The sequence below is a fragment of the Arthrobacter sp. Dra40 genome (genome assembly GCF_059091905.1).
Window position 1 is genome coordinate 21637 of record NZ_JBNHHB010000003.1, and the last position, 19918, is coordinate 41554.

The 19918-nt window shown below is 67.3% G+C and carries 19 protein-coding genes; 8 read left to right on the forward strand and 11 right to left on the reverse strand.

Annotation, left to right across the window (positions count from 1 at the left end; genetic code table 11):
* Both AC5RWT_RS02530 and AC5RWT_RS02535 read right to left on the reverse strand, forming a co-directional pair.
* The gene (locus AC5RWT_RS02530; RefSeq protein ID WP_494079009.1) at nucleotides 1-2070 is read right to left on the reverse strand and encodes an acetyl/propionyl/methylcrotonyl-CoA carboxylase subunit alpha; all 2070 of its coding nucleotides are present in this window, start codon (nucleotides 2068-2070) and stop codon (nucleotides 1-3) included.
* Entirely contained in the window at nucleotides 2067-3671 is a 1605-nt protein-coding gene (locus tag AC5RWT_RS02535; protein WP_494079010.1) for a carboxyl transferase domain-containing protein, read from the reverse strand. Before AC5RWT_RS02535 ends, AC5RWT_RS02530 begins: the two co-directional genes overlap by 4 nt.
* Before the next feature lie 172 nt (nucleotides 3672-3843).
* On the opposite strand from AC5RWT_RS02535, the gene AC5RWT_RS02540 reads away from it, so the two are divergent.
* Together AC5RWT_RS02540 and AC5RWT_RS02545 are read left to right on the forward strand one after the other, a co-directional pair.
* The gene (locus tag AC5RWT_RS02540; protein WP_494044782.1) at nucleotides 3844-4464 is read left to right on the forward strand and encodes an SACE_7040 family transcriptional regulator; all 621 of its coding nucleotides are present in this window, start codon (nucleotides 3844-3846) and stop codon (nucleotides 4462-4464) included.
* A gap of 35 nt (nucleotides 4465-4499) precedes the next feature.
* Nucleotides 4500-4967, forward strand: coding sequence for a GNAT family N-acetyltransferase (locus tag AC5RWT_RS02545; protein ID WP_205754357.1), 468 nt, complete (start codon nucleotides 4500-4502; stop codon nucleotides 4965-4967).
* A 71-nt stretch (nucleotides 4968-5038) separates the two neighbouring features.
* Here AC5RWT_RS02545 and AC5RWT_RS02550 read toward each other — a convergent pair whose 3' ends face one another.
* The 3 genes from AC5RWT_RS02550 to pdhA are packed head-to-tail and all read right to left on the reverse strand — an operon-like array spanning nucleotide 5039 to nucleotide 8644.
* Nucleotides 5039-6511, reverse strand: a complete 1473-nt coding sequence (locus AC5RWT_RS02550; RefSeq protein WP_494079011.1) for a dihydrolipoamide acetyltransferase family protein — start codon at nucleotides 6509-6511, stop codon at nucleotides 5039-5041.
* A 4-nt stretch (nucleotides 6512-6515) separates the two neighbouring features.
* A complete protein-coding gene (locus tag AC5RWT_RS02555; RefSeq protein ID WP_494079012.1) occupies nucleotides 6516-7523 on the reverse strand; it encodes an alpha-ketoacid dehydrogenase subunit beta in 1008 nt (335 codons plus the stop codon).
* Nucleotides 7520-8644: a pyruvate dehydrogenase (acetyl-transferring) E1 component subunit alpha gene (gene pdhA / locus AC5RWT_RS02560; RefSeq protein WP_494079013.1), complete on the reverse strand. Its 1125-nt coding sequence runs from the start codon at nucleotides 8642-8644 to the stop codon at nucleotides 7520-7522. Before pdhA ends, AC5RWT_RS02555 begins: the two co-directional genes overlap by 4 nt.
* Nucleotides 8645-8833: 189 nt before the next feature.
* On the opposite strand from pdhA, the gene AC5RWT_RS02565 reads away from it, so the two are divergent.
* Both AC5RWT_RS02565 and ald read left to right on the forward strand, forming a co-directional pair.
* Entirely contained in the window at nucleotides 8834-9310 is a 477-nt protein-coding gene (locus AC5RWT_RS02565; protein WP_494079014.1) for an Lrp/AsnC family transcriptional regulator, read from the forward strand.
* A gap of 128 nt (nucleotides 9311-9438) precedes the next feature.
* Entirely contained in the window at nucleotides 9439-10524 is a 1086-nt protein-coding gene (gene ald, locus AC5RWT_RS02570) for an alanine dehydrogenase (RefSeq protein ID WP_494044777.1), read from the forward strand.
* A gap of 96 nt (nucleotides 10525-10620) precedes the next feature.
* Here ald and AC5RWT_RS02575 read toward each other — a convergent pair whose 3' ends face one another.
* Nucleotides 10621-12246 carry a monocarboxylic acid transporter gene (locus tag AC5RWT_RS02575; RefSeq protein WP_494079015.1) on the reverse strand — a complete coding sequence of 542 codons (1626 nt, stop codon included), beginning with the start codon at nucleotides 12244-12246 and terminating at the stop codon, nucleotides 10621-10623.
* A complete protein-coding gene (locus tag AC5RWT_RS02580) occupies nucleotides 12243-12611 on the reverse strand; it encodes a DUF485 domain-containing protein (protein WP_494079016.1) in 369 nt (122 codons plus the stop codon). The genes AC5RWT_RS02575 and AC5RWT_RS02580 overlap by 4 nt, the downstream gene beginning before the upstream one ends.
* A 178-nt stretch (nucleotides 12612-12789) precedes the next feature.
* Between AC5RWT_RS02580 and AC5RWT_RS02585 the strand changes: the two genes are divergently transcribed.
* Genes AC5RWT_RS02585 through AC5RWT_RS02600 form a run of 4 tightly spaced genes read left to right on the forward strand, consistent with a single transcriptional unit; the run spans nucleotide 12790 to nucleotide 16768 of the window.
* Complete coding sequence (locus AC5RWT_RS02585; protein WP_494079017.1) at nucleotides 12790-14004, forward strand: histidine kinase; 1215 nt, start codon at nucleotides 12790-12792, stop codon at nucleotides 14002-14004.
* 54 nt (nucleotides 14005-14058) lie between these two features.
* The gene (locus tag AC5RWT_RS02590; protein ID WP_494079018.1) at nucleotides 14059-14781 is read left to right on the forward strand and encodes a LytR/AlgR family response regulator transcription factor; all 723 of its coding nucleotides are present in this window, start codon (nucleotides 14059-14061) and stop codon (nucleotides 14779-14781) included.
* Nucleotides 14778-15257 (forward strand): hypothetical protein, encoded by a 480-nt coding sequence (locus tag AC5RWT_RS02595; protein ID WP_494079019.1) that lies wholly within the window; start codon nucleotides 14778-14780, stop codon nucleotides 15255-15257. Before AC5RWT_RS02590 ends, AC5RWT_RS02595 begins: the two co-directional genes overlap by 4 nt.
* On the forward strand, nucleotides 15254-16768 hold the full coding sequence (locus AC5RWT_RS02600; protein WP_494079020.1) for a sodium/solute symporter: 1515 nt from the start codon (nucleotides 15254-15256) through the stop codon (nucleotides 16766-16768). The genes AC5RWT_RS02595 and AC5RWT_RS02600 overlap by 4 nt, the downstream gene beginning before the upstream one ends.
* Before the next feature lie 40 nt (nucleotides 16769-16808).
* On the opposite strand, the gene AC5RWT_RS02605 is transcribed toward AC5RWT_RS02600, so the two are convergent.
* The 4 genes from AC5RWT_RS02605 to pyrH form a co-directional block, all read right to left on the reverse strand.
* Nucleotides 16809-17399, reverse strand: a complete 591-nt coding sequence (locus AC5RWT_RS02605; protein ID WP_452037938.1) for a DivIVA domain-containing protein — start codon at nucleotides 17397-17399, stop codon at nucleotides 16809-16811.
* Nucleotides 17400-17496: 97 nt separating this feature from the next.
* Nucleotides 17497-18423, reverse strand: a complete 927-nt coding sequence (locus AC5RWT_RS02610) for a phosphatidate cytidylyltransferase (RefSeq protein WP_494044770.1) — start codon at nucleotides 18421-18423, stop codon at nucleotides 17497-17499.
* Entirely contained in the window at nucleotides 18423-18980 is a 558-nt protein-coding gene (gene frr / locus AC5RWT_RS02615; RefSeq protein ID WP_494044769.1) for a ribosome recycling factor, read from the reverse strand. Before frr ends, AC5RWT_RS02610 begins: the two co-directional genes overlap by 1 nt.
* Nucleotides 18981-19074: 94 nt before the next feature.
* Nucleotides 19075-19815: a UMP kinase gene (gene pyrH / locus AC5RWT_RS02620; protein ID WP_127511776.1), complete on the reverse strand. Its 741-nt coding sequence runs from the start codon at nucleotides 19813-19815 to the stop codon at nucleotides 19075-19077.
* Nucleotides 19816-19918: the final 103 nt, after the last annotated feature.

A 19918-nucleotide genomic window follows, 5' to 3' on the forward strand; every position in this document is an offset into this window, starting at 1 on the left:
TCATGCCCCTTTCTGTTCTGGTCCCGGGGCAGGATCTGCTGCCCGCACGACGGCGACAATCTGGTCGGCCTTGACCAGATCGCCGGGTTTAAGGTTGATGCTGACTTCGCCGGCGATCCCGGCGCTCAACTGGTGTTCCATCTTCATCGCTTCCACCGTGAGCAGCGGCTGGCCGGCCGACACCTGTTCGCCGTTGGCCACCGCCACGGAGGTCACCGTGCCCGGCATCGGCGAGCGCACGTCGGGCGATACCTGCCCCTCGGCCTGCTGGATCCCCGCCAACGTGTCCGCGAGCCGGCTTTCCCGGCTGCGGACCGCTAACCGGGCCGACCAGCCTGCGTCGCCCAGCCAGATGGTTCCGTCCTCGCCGAAGGCGTGACGCAGCGGCCGGCGGACCCCGTCCACTTCCACGGCCTGCCCATCGCGGTCAGGCACGACGGCGTAGCTGCCGCCGCCTGTGGTGACAACGGCACCGCCGGGCGGGCCGGCTGCCGTCTCGCCGGCCCAGGCGACGGCCACCTCCCGGTGCTCGCCGCCGCCCAGATCGAAGCTGACGGTGCGCGGGCGCGGTCCGCTCAACCGCCAACCGTCACTCCGCCAGGCGGACCCGGCCCGTCCGGCCGCCCCGGTCTGGCTCAACGTCTCCCGTTCCCGGAGCAGCCAGTCCACGGCGGCCACGGCCAGTTCCACGTCGTGGGGGCGCCGGAACTGCTGGTGCACGATCTTCCGGTCGATCAGCGTGGTGTCCAGCCGCCCGGCGTGCACATCGTCGTCGGCTAGCAGGCTGCGCAGGTGTTCAATGTTCGTGTGGATGCCCAGCACGCTGGTCTCGGCCAGCGCGCCGTCCAGCCGCGCGAGGGCCTGCTGCCGGTCCACGCCCCACGCGATCACCTTGGACAGCAGCGGGTCGTAGTCGGAGGGGATGGCCAGGCCCGGCAGCAGCGAACTGTCCACCCGGACGCCCTCGCCGGCCGCTTCGGCCAGCTCCAGCACCGTACCGGCCGACGGCAGGAACTGCTGCGCGGGGTCTTCGGCATACACGCGGGCTTCCACCGCGTGCCCCGTGAGCACGACGCCGGACTGCACCATCGGCAGCGCCTCGCCGGCCGCGATCCGCACCTGCCATTCGACCAGGTCCAGCCCGGTCACCAGTTCGGTGACCGGATGTTCCACCTGAAGCCGGGTGTTCATCTCCATGAAAAAGAACTCGTCCGGTGTGTCGTCGGAGACCAGGAACTCCACGGTTCCAGCGCCGGTGTAGTCCACCGAACGGGCGGCCTCGCACGCCGCCTCGCCAATCCTGGCGCGGGTGGCTTCGTCCAACAACGACGACGGTGCCTCCTCGATGACTTTCTGGTGCCGGCGCTGCAGCGAGCACTCGCGCTCGCCGAGGTGGATGGCGTTGCCGTACCGGTCACAGAGCATCTGCACCTCGATGTGCCGGGGCCGGGCGATCAGCCGCTCCAGGAACAGCGTGTCGTCGCCGAAGGCGGAGGCGGCCACGCGCCGGGCGGCGGCGAGCGCGGCGGACAGTTCCTCGGGCCGCTGGACGGCCACCATGCCCTTGCCGCCGCCGCCGGCCGACGGCTTGATCAGCAGCGGATAACCGACTTTTTCGGCGGCCAGGACCAGGCGGTCGTCGTCGAGCCCGGGTTCATCGATCCCGGGAACCACCGGAACCCCGTGCGAGGCCACATGGTTCTTGGAGCGGATCTTGTCCCCCATGATGCCGATGGCCCCCACGCTGGGCCCGATGAAGACAATGCCCGCGGCCTCCAGGGCCTGGGCAAAGTTCACATTCTCGCTGAGGAAGCCATAACCGGGATGAACCGCCTCGGCACCGGTGGCCTTGCACGCTTCGATCACTGCGTCGATCCGCAGGTAGCTCTCGGCAGCGGGCGCAGGGCCGATCCGCACCGCGACGTCGGCCTCGCGCACGTGCCGGGCCCCGGCGTCGGCATCCGAATAGATGGCGGCGGACCGGATCCCCATTCCGCGCAGCGTACGAATGACGCGGCAGGCAATTTCGCCGCGGTTGGCTACCAGGACGGTCTCGAACACTTCACTCACATCCTGAACAGGCCGAAAGCGGATTCCGGCAGCGGGCTGTTGGCGCAGACATCGAGGGCGAGTCCGAGCACCGTGCGGGTCTGCGCCGGGTCGATGATGCCGTCGTCCCAGAGCCGGGCGGTGGAATAGTACGGGTTCCCCTGGGCCTCGTACTGCTCCCGGATGGGCGCCTTGAACTCTTCCTCGGCCTCGGCGCTCCATTGCTCGCCGCGGGCCTCCATCTGGTCGCGCTTGACGGTGGCCAGGACCGAGGAGGCCTGGTTGCCGCCCATCACGGAGATCCGCGCGGCCGGCCACATCCAGAGGAAACGCGGCGAGTAGGCGCGTCCGCACATGGAATAGTTGCCGGCGCCGAACGACCCGCCGATCACCACGGTCAGCTTCGGCACGCGCGCGGTGGCGACCGCGGTCACCATCTTGGCGCCGTGCTTGGCGATGCCGCCGGCCTCGTAATCGCGGCCCACCATGAAGCCGGAGAGGTTCTGCAGGAACACCAGCGGGATGCCGCGCTGGTCGCACAGTTCAATGAAGTGCGCGCCCTTGAGCGCGGATTCGGAAAAGAGCACGCCGTTGTTCGCCACGATCCCCACCTGGTGTCCGTGGAGGCGGGCGAAGCCGGTGACCAGGGTGCTGCCGTACTCCCGCTTGAACTCATGGAAGCGGCTGCCGTCCACCAGCCGGGCGATGACCTCGCGGACGTCGTAGCCGGCATTCACGTCCACCGGCACGGCGCCGTAGATTTCCTGCGCTTCGGCTACCGGCGCCTCGACAGGCGCCGTCTTCCACGCCGGCGCCGTGCACGGGAGCGTGGAGACAATGTCGCGCACGATCTCCAACGCATGCAGGTCGTTCTCCGCCAAGTGGTCCGTCACGCCGGAGGTCCGGGCATGCAGTTCGCCGCCGCCCAACTCCTCGGCGGTGACCACTTCGCCGATCGCCGCCTTCACCAGCGGCGGACCGCCCAGGAAGATGGTTCCCTGGTTGCGGACAATCACCGTCTCATCGCTCATCGCCGGGACGTACGCGCCGCCGGCGGTGCAGGAACCGAGCACCGCGGCAATCTGCGGGATCTTTGCCGCCGACATCCGCGCCTGGTTGTAGAAGATCCGGCCGAAGTGCTCGCGGTCCGGGAAGACATCGTCCTGCTTGGGCAGGAAGGCGCCGCCGGAGTCCACCAGGTAGATGCAGGGCAGGTTGTTCTCCAGCGCCACTTCCTGGGCACGCAGATGTTTCTTGACCGTCATGGGATAGTAGGTGCCGCCCTTGACGGTCGCATCGTTGCAGACCACCAGCACGTGGCGACCATGGACCAGGCCGATGCCGGCGATCATCCCGGCGCCGGGCGAATCGCCGTTGTACATGCCTTCCGCGGCCAGCGGGGCGATCTCCAGGAAGGGGCTGCCGTCATCCAGCAGGGTGTCCACCCGTTCCCGCGGCAACAGCTTGCCGCGGTCAACGTGGCGGGCGCGCGCACTCTCCGGCCCGCCCAGCGCTACCGAGGCCAGGCGGTCGTGCAGTTCCGCCGCCAGCTTGCGCTGCGCAATATCGTTGGTCCGGAAGCTTTCACTGGTAGTGTCCACCCGGGAAGCCAGTGTCTCCATTGACACCTTCCTGGCCGAAGCCGTTGCGCATCCCGCAGCCGCCGCCGATCGCAGCAGAAACAACTGGCCTGCAAGACGCATTTTGGTTAGTCTGTACTAACTGAAATCAGGCTAGTAGCCGCTCACCGTCTTGTCTAGCACTCATCCAGCATTTGCCCGAGGGAGCCGATCCATGCCGAGCGCACCGCATGCCGACGCCGAGATGCGGCAGACCGGACGCAGCCGGGCCAAGGCGACCCGCCGGGCCGCGCTGCTGGATGCGGCCGCCCGGCTCTTCGCCGAGCGCGGCTTCAACGGCGTCTCGATCGAGGACCTGGGCGCGGCCGTAGGCGTCAGCGGCCCTGCCGTCTACCGGCATTTCAACAGCAAGCATGCCGTGTTGGCCGCGCTGCTCACGGGCGTCAGCCAGGACCTGCTGGACGGCGGCCAGGAAGTGGCGGCCAGCCGGAACGACGCCGAGGAAGCCCTCCGCGGGCTGGTCGCCTTCCACGTGGACTTTGCCTTGAAACATCCGGACGTCATCCGCGTCCATGACCGGGACCTGGACAGCCTGCCCGCCGACGATTCGACCATCGTCCGGACGCTGCAGCGCACCTACGTGGAAGTGTGGGTTTCCGTGCTGGCGCGGCTGCTGCCCGAGGCCGACGCGGCACAGTTGCGGGTGCGCGCGCACGCCGCTTTCGGACTGATCAACTCGACCCCGCATTCGACCCACCGGAGCCGGCCGCTGCGGGAAGCTTGGCGCCGCAATCTGCTGGAACAAATGGCATGGGCGGCGTTGAAAGCCGAGTAGGGTGTATCAGATACCAACTAGCCGAAAGGTCTACTGTGATTGAGCTTCGTCCTGTAGAACCTGCCGACCTCGACGAGTTCTTCGAGTACCAGCAGGATCCCGACGCCAACCATATGGCCGCATTCGCCGCCAAGAATCCCTCTGACCGCGGCGTCTTCAACCTGCACTGGCAAAGCCTGCTCGATGACGAGACCATCACCGTTCGCACCGTCACCGTCGACGGCGAAGTGGTGGGAAGCGTGCTGGCCTATCCGAACGAGGGATACCCGGAACTCAGCTACTGGACGGCCAAGTCGCAGTGGGGCAAGGGCGTCACCACCGCGGCCGTCGAGGCGTTCCTGAAGGAATTCACCGCCCGCCCCATCCGCGCCCGGGTGGTCAAGGACAACCTGGGCTCGGTCAAGGTCCTGCACAAGCTGGGCTTCCGGACCGTCGGCGAAGCCCAAGGCTTCGCCAACGCCCGCGGCGCCGTGGTCACCGAGGAGATCCTCGAACTGGCCTGATGGCCCGCCAGCTTGAGTCGGCTTGAGCGGCTGGGCGCCGCTCGAGTCAGCCTGGCCTCGGTCCGGGTGCATCACACCATGGTCAGGACCATCCCGGGGTCGGACAGGATGGTGCCGACGTCGGCCAGGAAGCGCCCTGCCTGCTCACCGTCCACTACCCGGTGGTCGAAGGACAGGCTCAGCGTCACCACCTCGCGCAGCGCCACGTCACCGCGGTACTCCCACGGTTGCCGGCGCACTGCGCCGACGGCGAGAATGGCCGACTCCCCCGGATTGAGAATGGGAGTGCCGGCATCGATGCCAAAGACACCGATGTTGGTAATCGAGATGGTCCCGCCGCGCAGGTCGGCCGGAGCGGTCTTGCCGGCCCGGGCGGTTTCGGCCAGCTCCCCCAGGGCCTCGGCCAGCCGGCGCAGATCCAGCCGGTGCGCGTCCTTGATGTTCGGTACTGTCAGTCCGCGCGGGGTGGCCGCTGCAATGCCCAGGTTCACGTAGTTTTGCTGCACGATCTCGCCGGCCGCCTCGTCCCAGCGGGCATTCAGTTCCGGATGGCGCCCCAACGCCAGGCACACCGCCTTGGCCGTGATGGTCAACGGTGTGAGCTTCAGCCCGGCGAACGCCTTGTGCTCTTTGAGCCGCTGGATCAGTTCCATGCTGGCCGAGGCATCGATGGTCAGGAATGACGACGCATGGGGTGCGGTGAACGCGCTGGCCACCATGGCCGCGGCCGTCAGCTTGCGCACTCCCTTGATCGGAATGCGCGTCTCCGCCTCGGCCGCGCCGGCCAGCCAGCCGCCGCCTGCCCCTGGGGCCGGAGCCTCCGCCGGGGCGGCCGAACCGGCGTCGTGGAACTTCTGCACATCCCCGCGGGTAATCAGCCCCCGGTCGCCCGTTCCAACGACCTGCGCCAGGTCAACGCCGAGATCCTTGGCCAGCTTCCGCACCGGCGGAGTGGAGCGAGGCCGCTCCGCGGCCGGTTCGACGGCCCCTTGCTCCGTGGCCGGTTCGGCGATCCCTTGCTCTGCAATCGGGGCAGCCGGCGCCACATGGGGTACGGCCTGGCTGCGGCCGAACGCCAACGCCCCCGCCATTCCGCTATGCTCAGCGGCCCCGGCACGCCGCGGCACGGTCTCGACCACGACAGACGGCACGGATGTGGCGCCCGCTGCCGCGGCCGTCCGGCGCGGCCGTCTGGCCGGTCGACCGTTCCTCTCGGCCGCAGCGCCGTAGCCCACCAAGTTCGGTTGCCGCTGCGCCGCCGGCTCGCCCGGAGCCTTCCCGCCGTCGTCCTGCTGTCCTGGCTCATCCACTTCAATGGAAACGATCGGTTCTCCCACGCTGACCGTGGTCCCCGGACCTTCGTGCAGCGTACGGACCACGCCGGTGAACGGCGAAGGCAGCTCCACCACGGCCTTGGCCGTTTCGACCTCGCCCAGGATCTGGTTGAGCTGCACCGCATCGCCTTCGGCCACATGCCAGCTGACGATCTCCGACTCGGTGAGCCCTTCGCCCAGGTCCGGCAGTTTGAATACCTTGATCCCCACGGGTTCAGTCCTCCAGTCCGGTCAGCGAGTTGGGCCGGCCGAGCACCCGGTCCACCCCGTCAAGGATGCGGTCCAGGTCCGGCAGATGGTGCCGCTCCATCTTGGCTGGCGGATACGGAATGTCCATCCCGGTGATCCGCACGGGGGCGTGTTCCAGGTAGTAGAAGCAGCGCTCGGTCAGGCTGGCCGCGATCTCCGCGCCGAGTCCGCCGGTCTGTGCCGCCTCGTGCGTGACCACCAGGCGGCCCGTTTTGCGCACGGAGGCCTCCACCGTGGGAAAGTCCAGCGGCGACAGCGAGCGCAGGTCGATGACTTCCACCGAAACGCCGTCGTCTTCGGCCGCCTGTGCCGCCTCGTGGGCGGTCTGGACCAGCGCGCCGTAGGTCACCAGCGTCACGTCGGTGCCGGTCACTTCCACCCGAGCGCTGTCCATCGGCAGTGCGTCCTCCAGAGCAATCTCGTCCACCTCGCCCTTGGAGTGGTACCGCCGCTTCGGCTCGAAGTAGAGCACCGGATCATCGCTGGCAATGGCCTGCTGGATCATCGTGCAGGCGTCCTGCGGATTCGACACCGCCACGACGCGCAGTCCGGAGGTGTGGGTGAAATATGCCTCCGGCGATTCGGAGTGGTGTTCGGCCGCGCCGATCCCGCCGCCGAAGGGCACCCGGATGGTCAGCGGCATCCTGACCCGGCCGCGGGTGCGGTAGTGCAGTTTGGCCACCTGGCTGACAATCTGGTCGAACGCCGGGTAGATGAACCCGTCGAACTGGATTTCGCAGACCGGCCGGTAGCCGCGGTAGGCCATCCCGACGGCGGTGCCCAGGATGGCTGATTCGGCCAGCGGAGCGTCGATCACCCGGTGCGCCCCGAAGTCCTTCTGCAGTTCATCGGTGATGCGGAAGACGCCGCCCAGGGCGCCAATATCCTCGCCGATAATCACCACCTTGGGGTCGTTCTCCATGGCCTTGCGCAGCCCGGTGTTGATGGCCCGCCCGAACGTCATGGTGGTCATCGCTGGCCCCCTTCGGCAGCTTCGAATGAATCAAGGTAGCGCTCGTAGTGCCGGCGCTGGCGTGCCAGCACCGGATGCGGTGCGGCGTAGACGTTGTCGAACAGTTCAAGGTCGGCGGGTTCGGCCATGTTGGTGCAGCCGGCGCGCATCTCGGCGGCGGCGGCGTCCGCGGCCTTCTGGACCCGTTGCCGCAGCCCTTCGTCGAGCAGCCCTTCGGCGCTCAGCAGGGCGGCCAGCCGGTCGATCGGATCGCGGCGCTTCCAGTCCTCGAGCTCGTTGGCGTCGCGGTAGCGGGTGGGGTCATCCGCCGTCGTATGCGGCCCCATCCGGTAGGTGACCGCCTCGATGAAGGACGGACCGCCGCCGAGGCGTGCGTGGTGGAGCGCCTTGCGGGTCACGGCCAGACAGGCCAGGACGTCATTGCCGTCCACCCGGTAACTGGGAATGCCGAACCCCGGGGCACGGTCGGATAGTTTGCCCTGGGCCTGCAGCGAGACCGGTTCGGAGATCGCCCACTGGTTGTTCTGGCAGAAGAAGATCACCGGGGCCTGGAAGCTCGCCGCGAAGACCATGGCCTCGTTCACGTCGCCTTGGCTGGTGGCGCCGTCGCCGAAATACGTGACGGCCACCGCGTCGTCGCCGTCGAATTTGGCGGCCATGGCATAACCGGTGGCATGGAGCGTTTGCGCCCCGATGATCACCTGCGGGGCGGCCATATTGATCTCATACGGATCCCAGCCGGAAGGCCTGTTGCCGCGCCACACCCGGATCATGTCCGTCAGGTCCACACCGCGGCAGTAAGCAACGCCGTTTTCGCGGTAACTGGAGAAGACGAAGTCGTCCTTGCGCAGGGCTCGGCCGGAACCGATCTGGGCCGCTTCCTGTCCCAGCAGCGGCGGCCACAAGGCCAGCTCTCCCTGCCGCTGCAGGGCGGTGGCTTCCTGGTCCAGCCGGCGGACCACCACCATGTCCTGGTAGAGGGCGGCGAGCCGGTCGCCGTCGATATCCTCCAGCCAGGGGTCGAACTCCTCGCTGGCTGTCCGCGTACCGTCCGGAGCGAGCAGTTGGATATAGCTTTCATCATTGAGCGGACCGGTCGGGTCCGTGCCTGGTAAGGACACTTTCGCCACTCCCTTTGCGTCTTCAGGCCGGTGGATCTTGTGGATCCCCGGCACCGAACAGCTCCGCCGGCACCTTTGCCCGCGGGTGTTTGTGACACTACTCACGTCCCGCAAGTAGCGCAATGATCAGCGGCAGGATTGAGCAGTGTGCCCTGTCCAGCTGGGAATGGGCGTGCTAGCCTGCGCATTATGCGGAACCTGGATGGCACCGACCTGCGACTGCTCGGAGCACTGGCGCAGGATCCCCGGCTGACCGTTGTGGCCCTGGCGCAAAAGCTCGGCCTCTCCCGCAACACGGTGCAGGCACGCATGTCCCGCCTGGAACAGGAACAGGTGTTCCTCTCCTTCGAGCGGCGGATCAATCCGGCCGCGCTGGGCTACCCGCTGGCGGCCTTCATCCACATCCACGTGCACCAGCCGAAACTGCAGCAAATCACCGACCAGCTGGCCCGCATTCCGGAAGTGCTGGAAGCCTTCGGCGTCACCGGGCAGGCGGACATCCTGGCCCGCGTGGTCTCGGAGGGCGCCGAGGACCTGTTCCGGATCAACGCAACCATCCTGGCCATCGACGGCGTCGAACGGACCGACACGTCGCTGGCCATGCACGAGCTGATCCCGTTCCGGATCGAGCCGCTGCTCTCCCGTGGAGCCCGTCCCGCCAACTAGCCGCAAGCGCGGCCGGCTGTAGGCGCGGCTGGCTGTAAGCTCGGTCCATCGAGCAAGTCCTATACCGCCGGCCCGGTGATGTTCGAACCCACTGCACGCCGGCGGCCCGACCAGAAGGGACGGCGTCCATGCGCATTGGAGTGCCACGCGAGGTCAAGAACAATGAATTCCGGGTGGCCATCACGCCGCCCGGGGTCCATGAGCTGAACACCGCCGGCCACCACGTCTTGGTGGAGGCAGGGGCAGGCCTGGGCTCCTCCATTACCGACGAGGACTACGCAGCGGCTGGCGCCAGCATCGTCGACTCGGCAGACGCCGTCTGGGCGGAGGCAGAGCTGGTGCTGAAGGTTAAAGAGCCGGTGGCGGAGGAATACCACCGGCTCCGCAGCGACCTGACGCTGTTCACCTATCTGCATCTTGCTGCCGACCCCGCACTTACCGAAGAGCTGTGCTCCCGCGGCACCACCGCAATTGCTTATGAAACCGTCCAACTGCCCGACCGGTCGCTGCCGCTGCTGGCCCCGATGTCCGAAGTCGCCGGCAGGCTCGCCACTCAGGTGGGTGCGTACTCGCTGATGCAGCCGCTGGGTGGACGCGGCGTGCTGATGGGCGGTGTGCCCGGCACCCAGCATGCCGACGTCGTGGTGATCGGCGCCGGCGTGGCGGGAGCCAATGCGGTGTCCGTGGCGGTGGGCATGCGGGCCAATGTCACCGTGTTGGACACCAACATCCGCCGGCTGCAGCAGCTCGACGACCAGTATCAGGGCCGGGTAGTGACGCTGGCCAGCAACGCGTTGGAGCTGCGGGAAGCCGTCCTGGCCGCGGACCTGGTCATCGGAGCGGTGTTGATTCCCGGCGCCAAAGCACCGAAGCTGGTGACCAACGAGATGGTCAGCCAGATGCGGCCGGGGGCGGTGCTGGTGGACATTGCCATCGACCAGGGCGGCTGCTTCGAGGACTCGAGGCCCACCACGCACGCTGATCCCACGTTCAAAGTCCATGATGCGGTCTTCTACTGCGTGGCCAATATGCCCGGGGCCGTCCCGCGCACCTCCACCTATGCGTTGACCAACGCCACGCTCCCCTACGCAAAACTGATCGCTGACGAGGGCTTCGACTCCGCGTCCCGGATACGGCCGGAACTGCTTCCGGGCCTCAGCACCCGGGAGGGCAAAATTGTCTCGGAACCGGTGCGTCTGGCGCACTCCGGCTGATCCCGAGGCAGAGCCACGCGGGCCCGGCAGTCACCTGCCGGGCCCGCGTGGTGGGGTGGCGGGGCACCGGGGCCGGTGCGCACCGCCGTCGTTGTTTTAGTGGTCCACCGCCTTCTCGGCACCGACGCCGGTGAGCGAACGGACCTCCATCTCGGCCTGCTTGGATGCGTCCTCGCGGTTCTTGTCCAGCACGGTGCCCAGCCAGCCGAGGAAGAACGCGAGCGGGATGGAGACGATGCCCGGGTTGTTGAGCCCGAAGATGGCGAAGTCCGCGCTGGGGATCATCGACGTCTCCTTTCCGGAGACCACCGGCGAGAACACGATCAGGACGATGGCCGCGCCGAGGCCGCCGTACATGCTCCACACCGCACCCTGGGTGGTGAAGCGCTTCCAGAACAGCGAGTAGACGATGGTGGGCAGGTTGGCCGAGGCGGCCACCGCGAAGGCCAGCGCCACCAGGAAGGCCACGTTCTGGCCCTGCGCGCCGATACCGCCGAGGATCGAGACGACGCCGATGACCACCACGGTGCGGCGGGCCACCTTGACCTCGCCGGCCGAGTCGACCTGGCCCTTGCGCACCACGTTCGCATATATATCGTGCGCGAAAGAGGCAGCCGCGGTGATGGTCAGCCCGGCCACCACAGCCAGGATGGTGGCGAAGGCCACGGCCGAGATCAGGCCCAGCAGCACCGGACCTCCCAGTGCGAAGGCCAGCAGCGGTGCGGCGGAGTTGACCCCGCCCGGGGCGCTCTTGATGGCTTCCGGACCGATCAGTGCAGCGGCGCCGTAGCCCAGCACCAGGGTGAAGAGGTAGAACGCGCCGATCAGCCAGATGGCCCAAACCACGGACCTGCGGGCCTCCTTGGCCGTGGGCACGGTGTAAAAGCGCATCAGCACGTGCGGCAGGGCCGCGGTGCCCAGCACCAGGGCCAGCGCCAGCGAGATGAAGTCCAGCTTGGACGCCTCCGAGACGCCGTACTGCAGGCCTGGGTTGAGCAGCTCGGGGTTGCCGGCGGTTTCCACGGCGGCACCCAGCAGCTCGGACAGGTTGAAGCCGTGCAGCGCCAGCACCCACACGGTCATGATAAACGCACCGGCGATCAGCAGGCAGGCCTTGATGATCTGCACCCAAGTGGTGCCCTTCATGCCGCCGACCAGTACGTAGAGGATCATCAGTGCGCCGACGACGGTGATCACCAGCGACTGTCCCAACCTGGAGTCAATCCCGATCAGCAGCGAGACCAGGGCGCCGGCTCCGGCCATCTGCGCCAGCAGGTAGAAGAAGCACACGGCCAGCGTGGTGATGGCCGCGGCAATCCGCACCGGGCGCTGCCGCAGCCGGAAGGAGAGCACGTCGGCCATGGTGAACTTGCCGGTGTTGCGCAGCAGTTCGGCCACCAGCAGCAGGGCCACCAGCCAGGCCACCAGGAAGCCGATCGAGTACAGGAAGCCGTCGTACCCGTTGATCGCGATCGCGCCGCAGATGCCCAGGAAAGACGCCGCCGAGAGGTAGTCGCCGGCAATGGCGGTACCGTTCTGGCCGCCGCTGAAGGACCGGCCGGCCGCGTAGTAGTCGGCCGCGGTCTTGTTGTTCCGACTGGCCCGCAGCACCACTACCAGGGTCACGCCGACAAACAGGGCGAAGATCAGGATGTTGATCCAGGTGGAATCCTTGATGTCATCCGCCGTGACGGCCAGCGGAATGTGCACGGCGTGGCTCATTTGGTGTCCTCCGGTAGGCCGACGCCCTCGTCTTCGAGGCTGTGGCGGATGTCAGTGGCGATCGGGTCCAGCTTTTTGTTCGCGTAGCGGACGTACCAGGTAGTGATGGCGAACGTGCTCACGAACTGCAGCAGGCCCAGCACCAAGCCGACGTTGATGTTGCCCCAGAGCTTGGTGGACATGAAATCGTGCGCGTAGTCGGCCAACAGCACATAGGCGAAATACCACAGCAGGAAGGCCACTGCCATCGGGAACACAAACGAACGGTGGCGCCTGCGGAGTTCGGTGAACTCCGGACTGCTCTGGACCACCTGGAAGTCCACGGCCGCGGCGGTGCCGGCGTCCGGGTTGGGGTCGTTACCCATTTTTTCCTCCTCATCGGGCACACGCAGAGTGTGACTGCGCTCACTCTGCTAGCTCGCGGTTCCGGAGACCAGCGGCCGTGCGGAGTGCATCGCTCAACGGTTCTCCGGCTGCGGTGAACGGCGCTCATCTGCGACGAACTGCACGCCGCCGAACGGGCCTGCCGCTAGGCTTGTCAGCATGCTCAGCCCGGCCGTGGACATCGCGATCATCGCCGCCATTGCCGCCGTGGCCGTGGTGACGATTGCGCTGGTGGGGTTCAAGCTGACCCGGTCGCACCGGGACCTGGGTTCCGAGGCGGATCGCGCCACCTATGCCACGCTCCACACCGCCGGACTCGCCGGACAGTACCTGCGCTCCGGGCTGACGCCAACCGGCGCGGCCAAGGCCAGCAGGCATCTGCGCGGGTTGTTGGGATCCGACGTCTTGGTACTGACCGGCCCGGACGATGTGCTCGGCTGGGACGGGGCCGGCCAGCCACCGGAGTCGGCCCTGCGGCTGGCCGGCAAGACGATGAAATCCGGACGCACCCAGGTATTCCGCGGCAATCAACTGCTGCCGGACGGCCGGGTCCCGCCGGATACCGGCGCCCGGCACGAATTGCCGGAAGCGGTCTTCGCCCCGATCCGGGTCCAGGACCGCGTGGTGGGCACCGTCGGCGCCTATACCGGACACGTGGCGGCTTCGTTGGTGCGGGCCACCACCGAAGTCGCGGCCTGGGTGGCCACCCAGATCGAGCTCGCCGAGCTGGACACCTCGCGAACCTTGTTGATGGAGGCCGAGGTCAGGGCGCTCCGGGCGCAGATCAGCCCGCATTTCATCTACAACGCGCTGAACGCCATCGCGTCCTACATCCTCACCGATCCTGCGCGCGCACGGGACCTGGTGATCGAGTTCGCCGACTTCACCCGCTACTCCTTCCGCCGGCACGGCGACTTCACCACGCTGGCCGAGGAGCTGAAGTCGATCGACCGCTACCTGCTGCTTGAACGTGCCAGGTTCGGCGACCGGCTCAAGGTCAGCCTGCAGATCGGTCCGGAGGTGCTCAGCACCGTCATCCCGTTCCTGTCCCTGCAGCCGCTGGTGGAAAACGCAGTGCGGCACGGGCTGGAAGCCAAGGAAGGCCCCGGCCGGATCACCATCACTGCCCAGGACGCGGGCGCCTATGCCGAGGTGACCATAGAAGACGACGGCGTGGGCATGGATCCGGAGCGGCTGCGCGCCGTGCTGGCCGGCCACACCGAAGGCGACCACGTGGGCCTGCGCAATGTGGACGTGAGGCTGCGCCAGGTCTACGGCGAAGAACACGGACTGGTCATCCACACCGCCCCCGGCGCCGGTACGCTGGTCACCCTGCGGGTGCCGAAGTTTCAGCCCGGCAACCGGGTGGAATAAGCCTGCCCGCGGCGGGAGCCGCGTGGCCCGCTTCAGCCTAATAGACTGTGGCCCATGGTCAATGTGGTTGTCGCCGATGACGAAGCCCCCGCCGTCGAGGCCCTGGCGTACTTGCTGGGGCAGGATTCCCGGATCGGGGAAATCCACAAAGCCACCAGCGGGGCCGAAGCACTCCGCGCACTGGAGCGGCACGACGTCGATGCGCTCTTCCTGGACATCCACATGCCGGCGTTGACCGGGCTGGACATCGCCAAGGTCATTTCGCGCTTCAGCCGACCGCCCGCCGTCGTGTTCGTGACCGCCGACGAGGACAAGGCGCTGCAGGCGTTCGAACTGGCGGCCGTGGACTATTTACTCAAGCCCGTGCGCGCAGACCGGCTGGCGGAATCGGTGCGCCGGATCTGCGAACTGATGGAAGACGGCAGTGCGGCCAAGCCGGAAGTCATCACCGTGGACCAGGGCGGCGTCACCAAGATGATCCGGCGCGACGAGATCAAATACGTGCAGGCCCAGGGCGACTACGCCCGGCTGCACACGGCCGAAGCAAGCTACCTGATCCGTGTGCCGTTGAACGACCTGGAGCGCCAGTGGGCCGACGCCGGCTATATCCGGATCCATCGTTCCTATCTGGTGGCCATGGACCAGATCCAGCAGATGCGGATGAGCGCCGGCAGGGCCAGCATTCTGGTCGGCGGCGCCGAGCTGCCGGTTAGCCGCCGGCACCTGCCCGCCGTCCGGGACAAGCTGGAAGCCACCCGGGTCAGGCCCCGCGGATGAGCTGTGGCCCGGACCGTGGCAAAGAGGCCTGGCTTCCCGACGGCGGTGCCCCGCTGCCCGACGGCGATGCCGAGCTCCCGTCGGGCAGCTTCCGCCGGCGTGTCCGCGTCGTGGCGCCACGGTCGGCCGCACCTCAGCCGCCCGGCGGCTACACCTTCTCGCATGAGCTGGCCGAGCAGTCCGAGATCGGCGAGCTCTTCGTCCGGTCCTTGGTCCGTTCCCAACTGCGCCTGGCCGTCGTCGTGGCGGCCGGCTTCGGGCTGATCCTGCTGGGCGTGGCAGTACTGATTGCCGTGGTGCCTGTCACTGCCACCCTGACGATTGCCACCATCCCGCTCCCCTGGCTGCTGCTGGGCATCGGCATCTACCCGGTCATTCTGGCCTGCGCCGCGCTGTACAACCGTGCAGCCGCACGCAACGAGCGCAAATTCCGCGAATTGACGGCAGACTGGACCGATCCGGGGACCAAGCAGTGAACACGGCCGTCGGTCTGGCAGCGGTGGCAGCGGTGTGTGCCGCCACCGTGCTGATTGGGATCTACGGACTGCGGATTTCCCGAACTACCGGCGACTTTTATGTCGCCTCGCGGACGGTCAAGCCCTGGTGGAACGCGTCAGCAATCGGTGGTGAATACATCTCCGCGGCCAGCTTCCTAGGCGTGGCCGGGCTGATCCTGATCTCGGGCATCGACGCACTGTGGTTCCCGGTCGGCTATACCGCCGGCTACCTGATGCTGCTGCTGTTCGTGTCCGCACCGCTTCGCCGCTCCGGCGCGTACACGATTCCGGACTTCGCCGCGGCCCGGCTCGACTCCACCGCGGCCCGGCGCGTGACCAGTCTGCTCGTGGTTGCTGTCGGCTGGCTCTATATTGTGCCCCAGCTGCACGGGGCCGCCCTCACCATGCGCATCGCCACCGGGTTGCCGGGATGGGCCGGCGCCGTCATCGTCGTCGTCGTGGTGGTGCTGTCGGTGGTGACGGGCGGCATGCGCTCCATCACCTTTGTCCAGGCCTTCCAGTACTGGCTCAAACTCACCGCCTTGGCCGTCCCGGTGGTCTTCATCCTGCTGGTCCTGACCGGTTCGGGCCAATCGCCCACCGGCGGCGGCGCGGCCTTCGATCCGGCGCTGGACGTCTCCGGCGATGCATCACTCTACCGGAATATTTCGCTGATCGTGGCGCTGCTCTTCGGCACCCTGGGCCTGCCCCATGTGTTGGTTCGCTTCTATACCAACCCCGACGGCGCCGCGGCCCGCCGCACCACGCAGCTGGTGCTGGGCCTGCTGGCGCTGTTCTACCTCTTCCCCACCATCTATGGCGTGCTCGGCCGCCTGCATACGCCCCGGCTTGCGGACGGGGGCCAGTCCGATGCCACCGTGCTGCTGTTACCGGGGCGGATTGTGGACGGGCTGGCCGGCGACCTCATGAGCGCGTGCGTGGTGGCGGGCGCTTTCGCCGCGTTTCTCTCCACCACATCCGGGCTGGTGGTGTCGCTGGCCGGAGTAGTCAGCCAAGATCTGTTCCGCGGCAATGTCAAGGGTTTCCGGCTGGCCGCGGTGTTGTCGGCCATCGTCCCGCTCGGCATCGCGATGGGCACCGAATCGCTGGGCTTGGCCGGCAGCGTCGGCGCGGTGTTCGCCTTCACCGCGTCCACAATCTGCCCGTTGCTGCTGCTGGGCATCTGGTGGCGCGGTCTCACCGACATCGGCGCGATGGCAGGCATGGTGTCCGGAGCCGTGCTCTGTGGCGGTTCGCTGCTGGCGGCCACCGTGGCCGGGCCGGCCCTGGGCGGGTGGGCGGAGCCGCTGGGTCAGCCTGCAGCGTGGACCGTCCCGGCGGCGTTCCTGGTCACCGTGGCCGTTTCCCGGGCCACCGCCAGGCGCAGGCCGGCGACGGTTGCCCGGGTGATGGCGCGGCTGCACACCCCCGAACGTGCAGAAGACCGGGATCCGGTCGGCCGGCCCGGCAAGGCCGGCCCCGCGCTCTGACCCCGGTCCCGCGAATTGATCCGGGCCGCGGGTTGGTTAGTTAGTCGATGGACGCCATCAGCTCGACCACGCCGTCCAGGAAGGCATCCACCTGGTTTTCCTCGTAGCCGTCCTTGCCCTTGGCTTCGCGGAACACGGCGCGGCGGACCACGTCCACGCTCATCGGCTGGTCGTGCTCAAAATAGCCCAGTAGTTCCACGCAGAGCGCGTCCACGTCCTCGATGTCATAGCTGACCGCATTCCGCTTCGTGGGGCGGCGGAAGCGTTCTCCGGGGGCGCGGTGCAACCGGGCGCGCAGCATTGCGGAGGTGCGGCCAATCTGCGTCAGCCAGGCTTGCTCGCCCTCACGCCTGATCAGCGCGTCGCGTTCCCGCTGGGCGAAAACGTCCTCCAGCCGGTCGAGTGCGGCATCCACCGCGCGCGGGTCGTAACCGCCCTTGGCCGGATCGAACGTCATGGCCCGCACATCGCGGCTGGTGATCGGGACGTCGTCGGGCTCGGGGTTGTTGTAATACTCCCTGGCCCGTCCGAGGAAGTCGTCCACTTGGCGGGCGTTGTAGCCGAAGTCCCGCCGGTCCACATGGTCGAACGGGGCACTGCCCTTGCCGGCTTCAATGGTTCGTCGCGCCATGGTGTCCTGTAAGTTCCTGTTCCTTCAAAACGGTTCCGCTTGTCTACGGTGCCCAGTCTATGCCGGGATGGTGCCGATTCCGGGGCATCCGGCGCACCTACACGGCTCCCGGGGCGAGCAGCGATGCCAGCAGGTAGGCGACCGGAGCCGCAAACACGATGGAATCCAGCCGGTCCATCACCCCGCCGTGGCCCGGCAGGATGTTGCTCATGTCCTTGATGCCCAGTTCGCGCTTGACCATGGATTCGGCCAAGTCGCCCACGGTGGAAGCGGCGACGGTGGCGACCGCAAGCACCAGCCCGAACCACCACTGCAAGTCCAGCAGGAGAACGGAGCACAGAACGCCGACGAGAATGGCGCCGCAGACCGAACCGGCAAAACCTTCCCAAGACTTCTTGGGGCTGATCTTGGGCGCCATCGGATGCTTGCCAAACAGTACGCCCACGATGTAGCCGAAGGTGTCGTTGGAGACCACCAGCAGCAGCATGGTGGCAACCTTCAACGCACCCGATTCCTCCAGCAGCAACAGCAGCGCAAAGCTGATGAAGAACGGCACCCAGCAAAGGATGAAAGTGCCACTGAGCACGCTGCGGACCGCGCCGTCGGTACTGTCTAGGCACTTCCACACCATCAGGGCCACACACGTCACCACCAGTGCGAAGGCCAGCCCCTCCGGTCCGCCGTAGTAGGCGGCCACGGGCATGGCCAGGGCTCCGGCGAACAGCGGCGGCAGCGGCACCTTGATGTTTTTCACCGTCAGGGCCCGGGAAACCTCCCAGACGCCGACGGCGGAGAACCCCGCCACCACCACGACGAGCGTACTGGGCAGGAGGAATAGCCCGACCAGGACAATAGCCATCAGGGCGAGTCCGACGGCGATGGCTGCCGGCAGATTGCGTCCGGCGCGGGAAGGCTTGGCGGCGGCACGCAGCGCACGCCGGCCGGGCCTGCCCGGCTGGGATCCCGGACCAGCCGCCGGAGTGGGCGAACCGCCAGCCACGGGTTGAGGCTGGTCCGTACTCATCAGACCTCGAGCAGCTCGGCTTCCTTGCGCTTGAGGAGCTCGTCCACGTTGTCCGTGTGCGACTTGGTCTTGGCGTCCAGGTCCTTTTCGGCCCGGTTGCCCTCGTCTTCGCCGACGTCGCCGTCCTTGACCATCTTGCCGATGGTGTCCATCGCCTTGCGGCGGATGTTGCGGATGGAAACCTTGGCGTCTTCGGCCTTGCCCCGGACTACCTTGACGTACTCCTTGCGGCGTTCCATGGTCAGCTCGGGCAGGACCACGCGGATCACCACGCCGTCGTTGGCCGGATTCGCACCCACATCGGAATCGCGCAGGGCCTTCTCGATATCGTTCAGCGCCGCCTTGTCGTACGGGGTGATCAGCAGCGTGCGGGGTTCAGGGTTCTGGAAAGACGCCAGCTGCTGCAGCGGGGTCGGCGAACCGTAGTAGTCCACCGTGACCTTGGAAAACAGCGACGGATTGGCGCGGCCGGTGCGAATGGTGGCGAAATCTTCCTTGGCCACTTCGACTGCTTTGTCCATCTTTTCGGCAGCTTCGCGCAGCGTCTCGTCTATCACGGTCTCTCCTTCACGTCCTTCGTTCACTCCGCGGTGTCCGCGGTCCTGGCTCTGCTTTCCATCCTAGGCTATCCGGCCGCTGGGCCTGCGACGCTCAGGCGGTGACGTAGGTGCCGATCTGCTCGCCCAAAATGGCGCGCGTCACGTTGCCTTCGCCCTCCATCCCGAAGACCACCATGGAGAGCTTATTGTCGCGGCACAGGCTGAAGGCGGTCTGGTCCATGACCCGGATGTTCCGGCGCATCGCTTCGTCGTAGGTCAAGGTGTCCAGCTTTTCGGCAGCCGGGTCCTTCTTGGGATCCGCCGTGTAGACGCCGTCCACGCCGTTCTTGGCCATCAGGACGACGTCGGCGTGCACCTCGAGTGCGCGCTGGGCGGCCACCGTGTCCGTGGAGAAATAGGGCAAGCCGGCGCCGGCGCCGAAGATGACCACGCGGCCCTTTTCCATGTGCCGGATGGCCCGGCGCGGAATGTAGGCCTCGGCCACCTGACCCATGGTGATGGCGCTCTGCACGCGGGTGTCCACGCCGGCCTGCTCGAGGAAGTCCTGCAGGGCCAGGCAGTTCATCACGGTACCGAGCATGCCCATGTAGTCGGCCCGGGAACGGTCCATGCCCGACGTCGAGAGTTCGGCCCCGCGGAAGAAGTTGCCGCCGCCAACGACGATCGCTACTTCCACCTGCTCCACGGTGGCGGCGATTTGCTTGGCGATACCGCGGACGGTGTCCGGATCGACGCCGAGCTTGCCTCCGCCGAATACTTCGCCGGACAGCTTCAGCAGCACACGGCGGCGCTTGACGGTATCGGTGGTGGTCTGGGTGGTCTGGGATTCCATGGTGCCTCCCGGCGTGCGTGGTTCTGGGGAAAAGATTACGTGAAGGCTTAGCGGCTGCCGCGCGGTGCGGCCAGCTGCTGATCCGGACATGAAAAAGGGATGG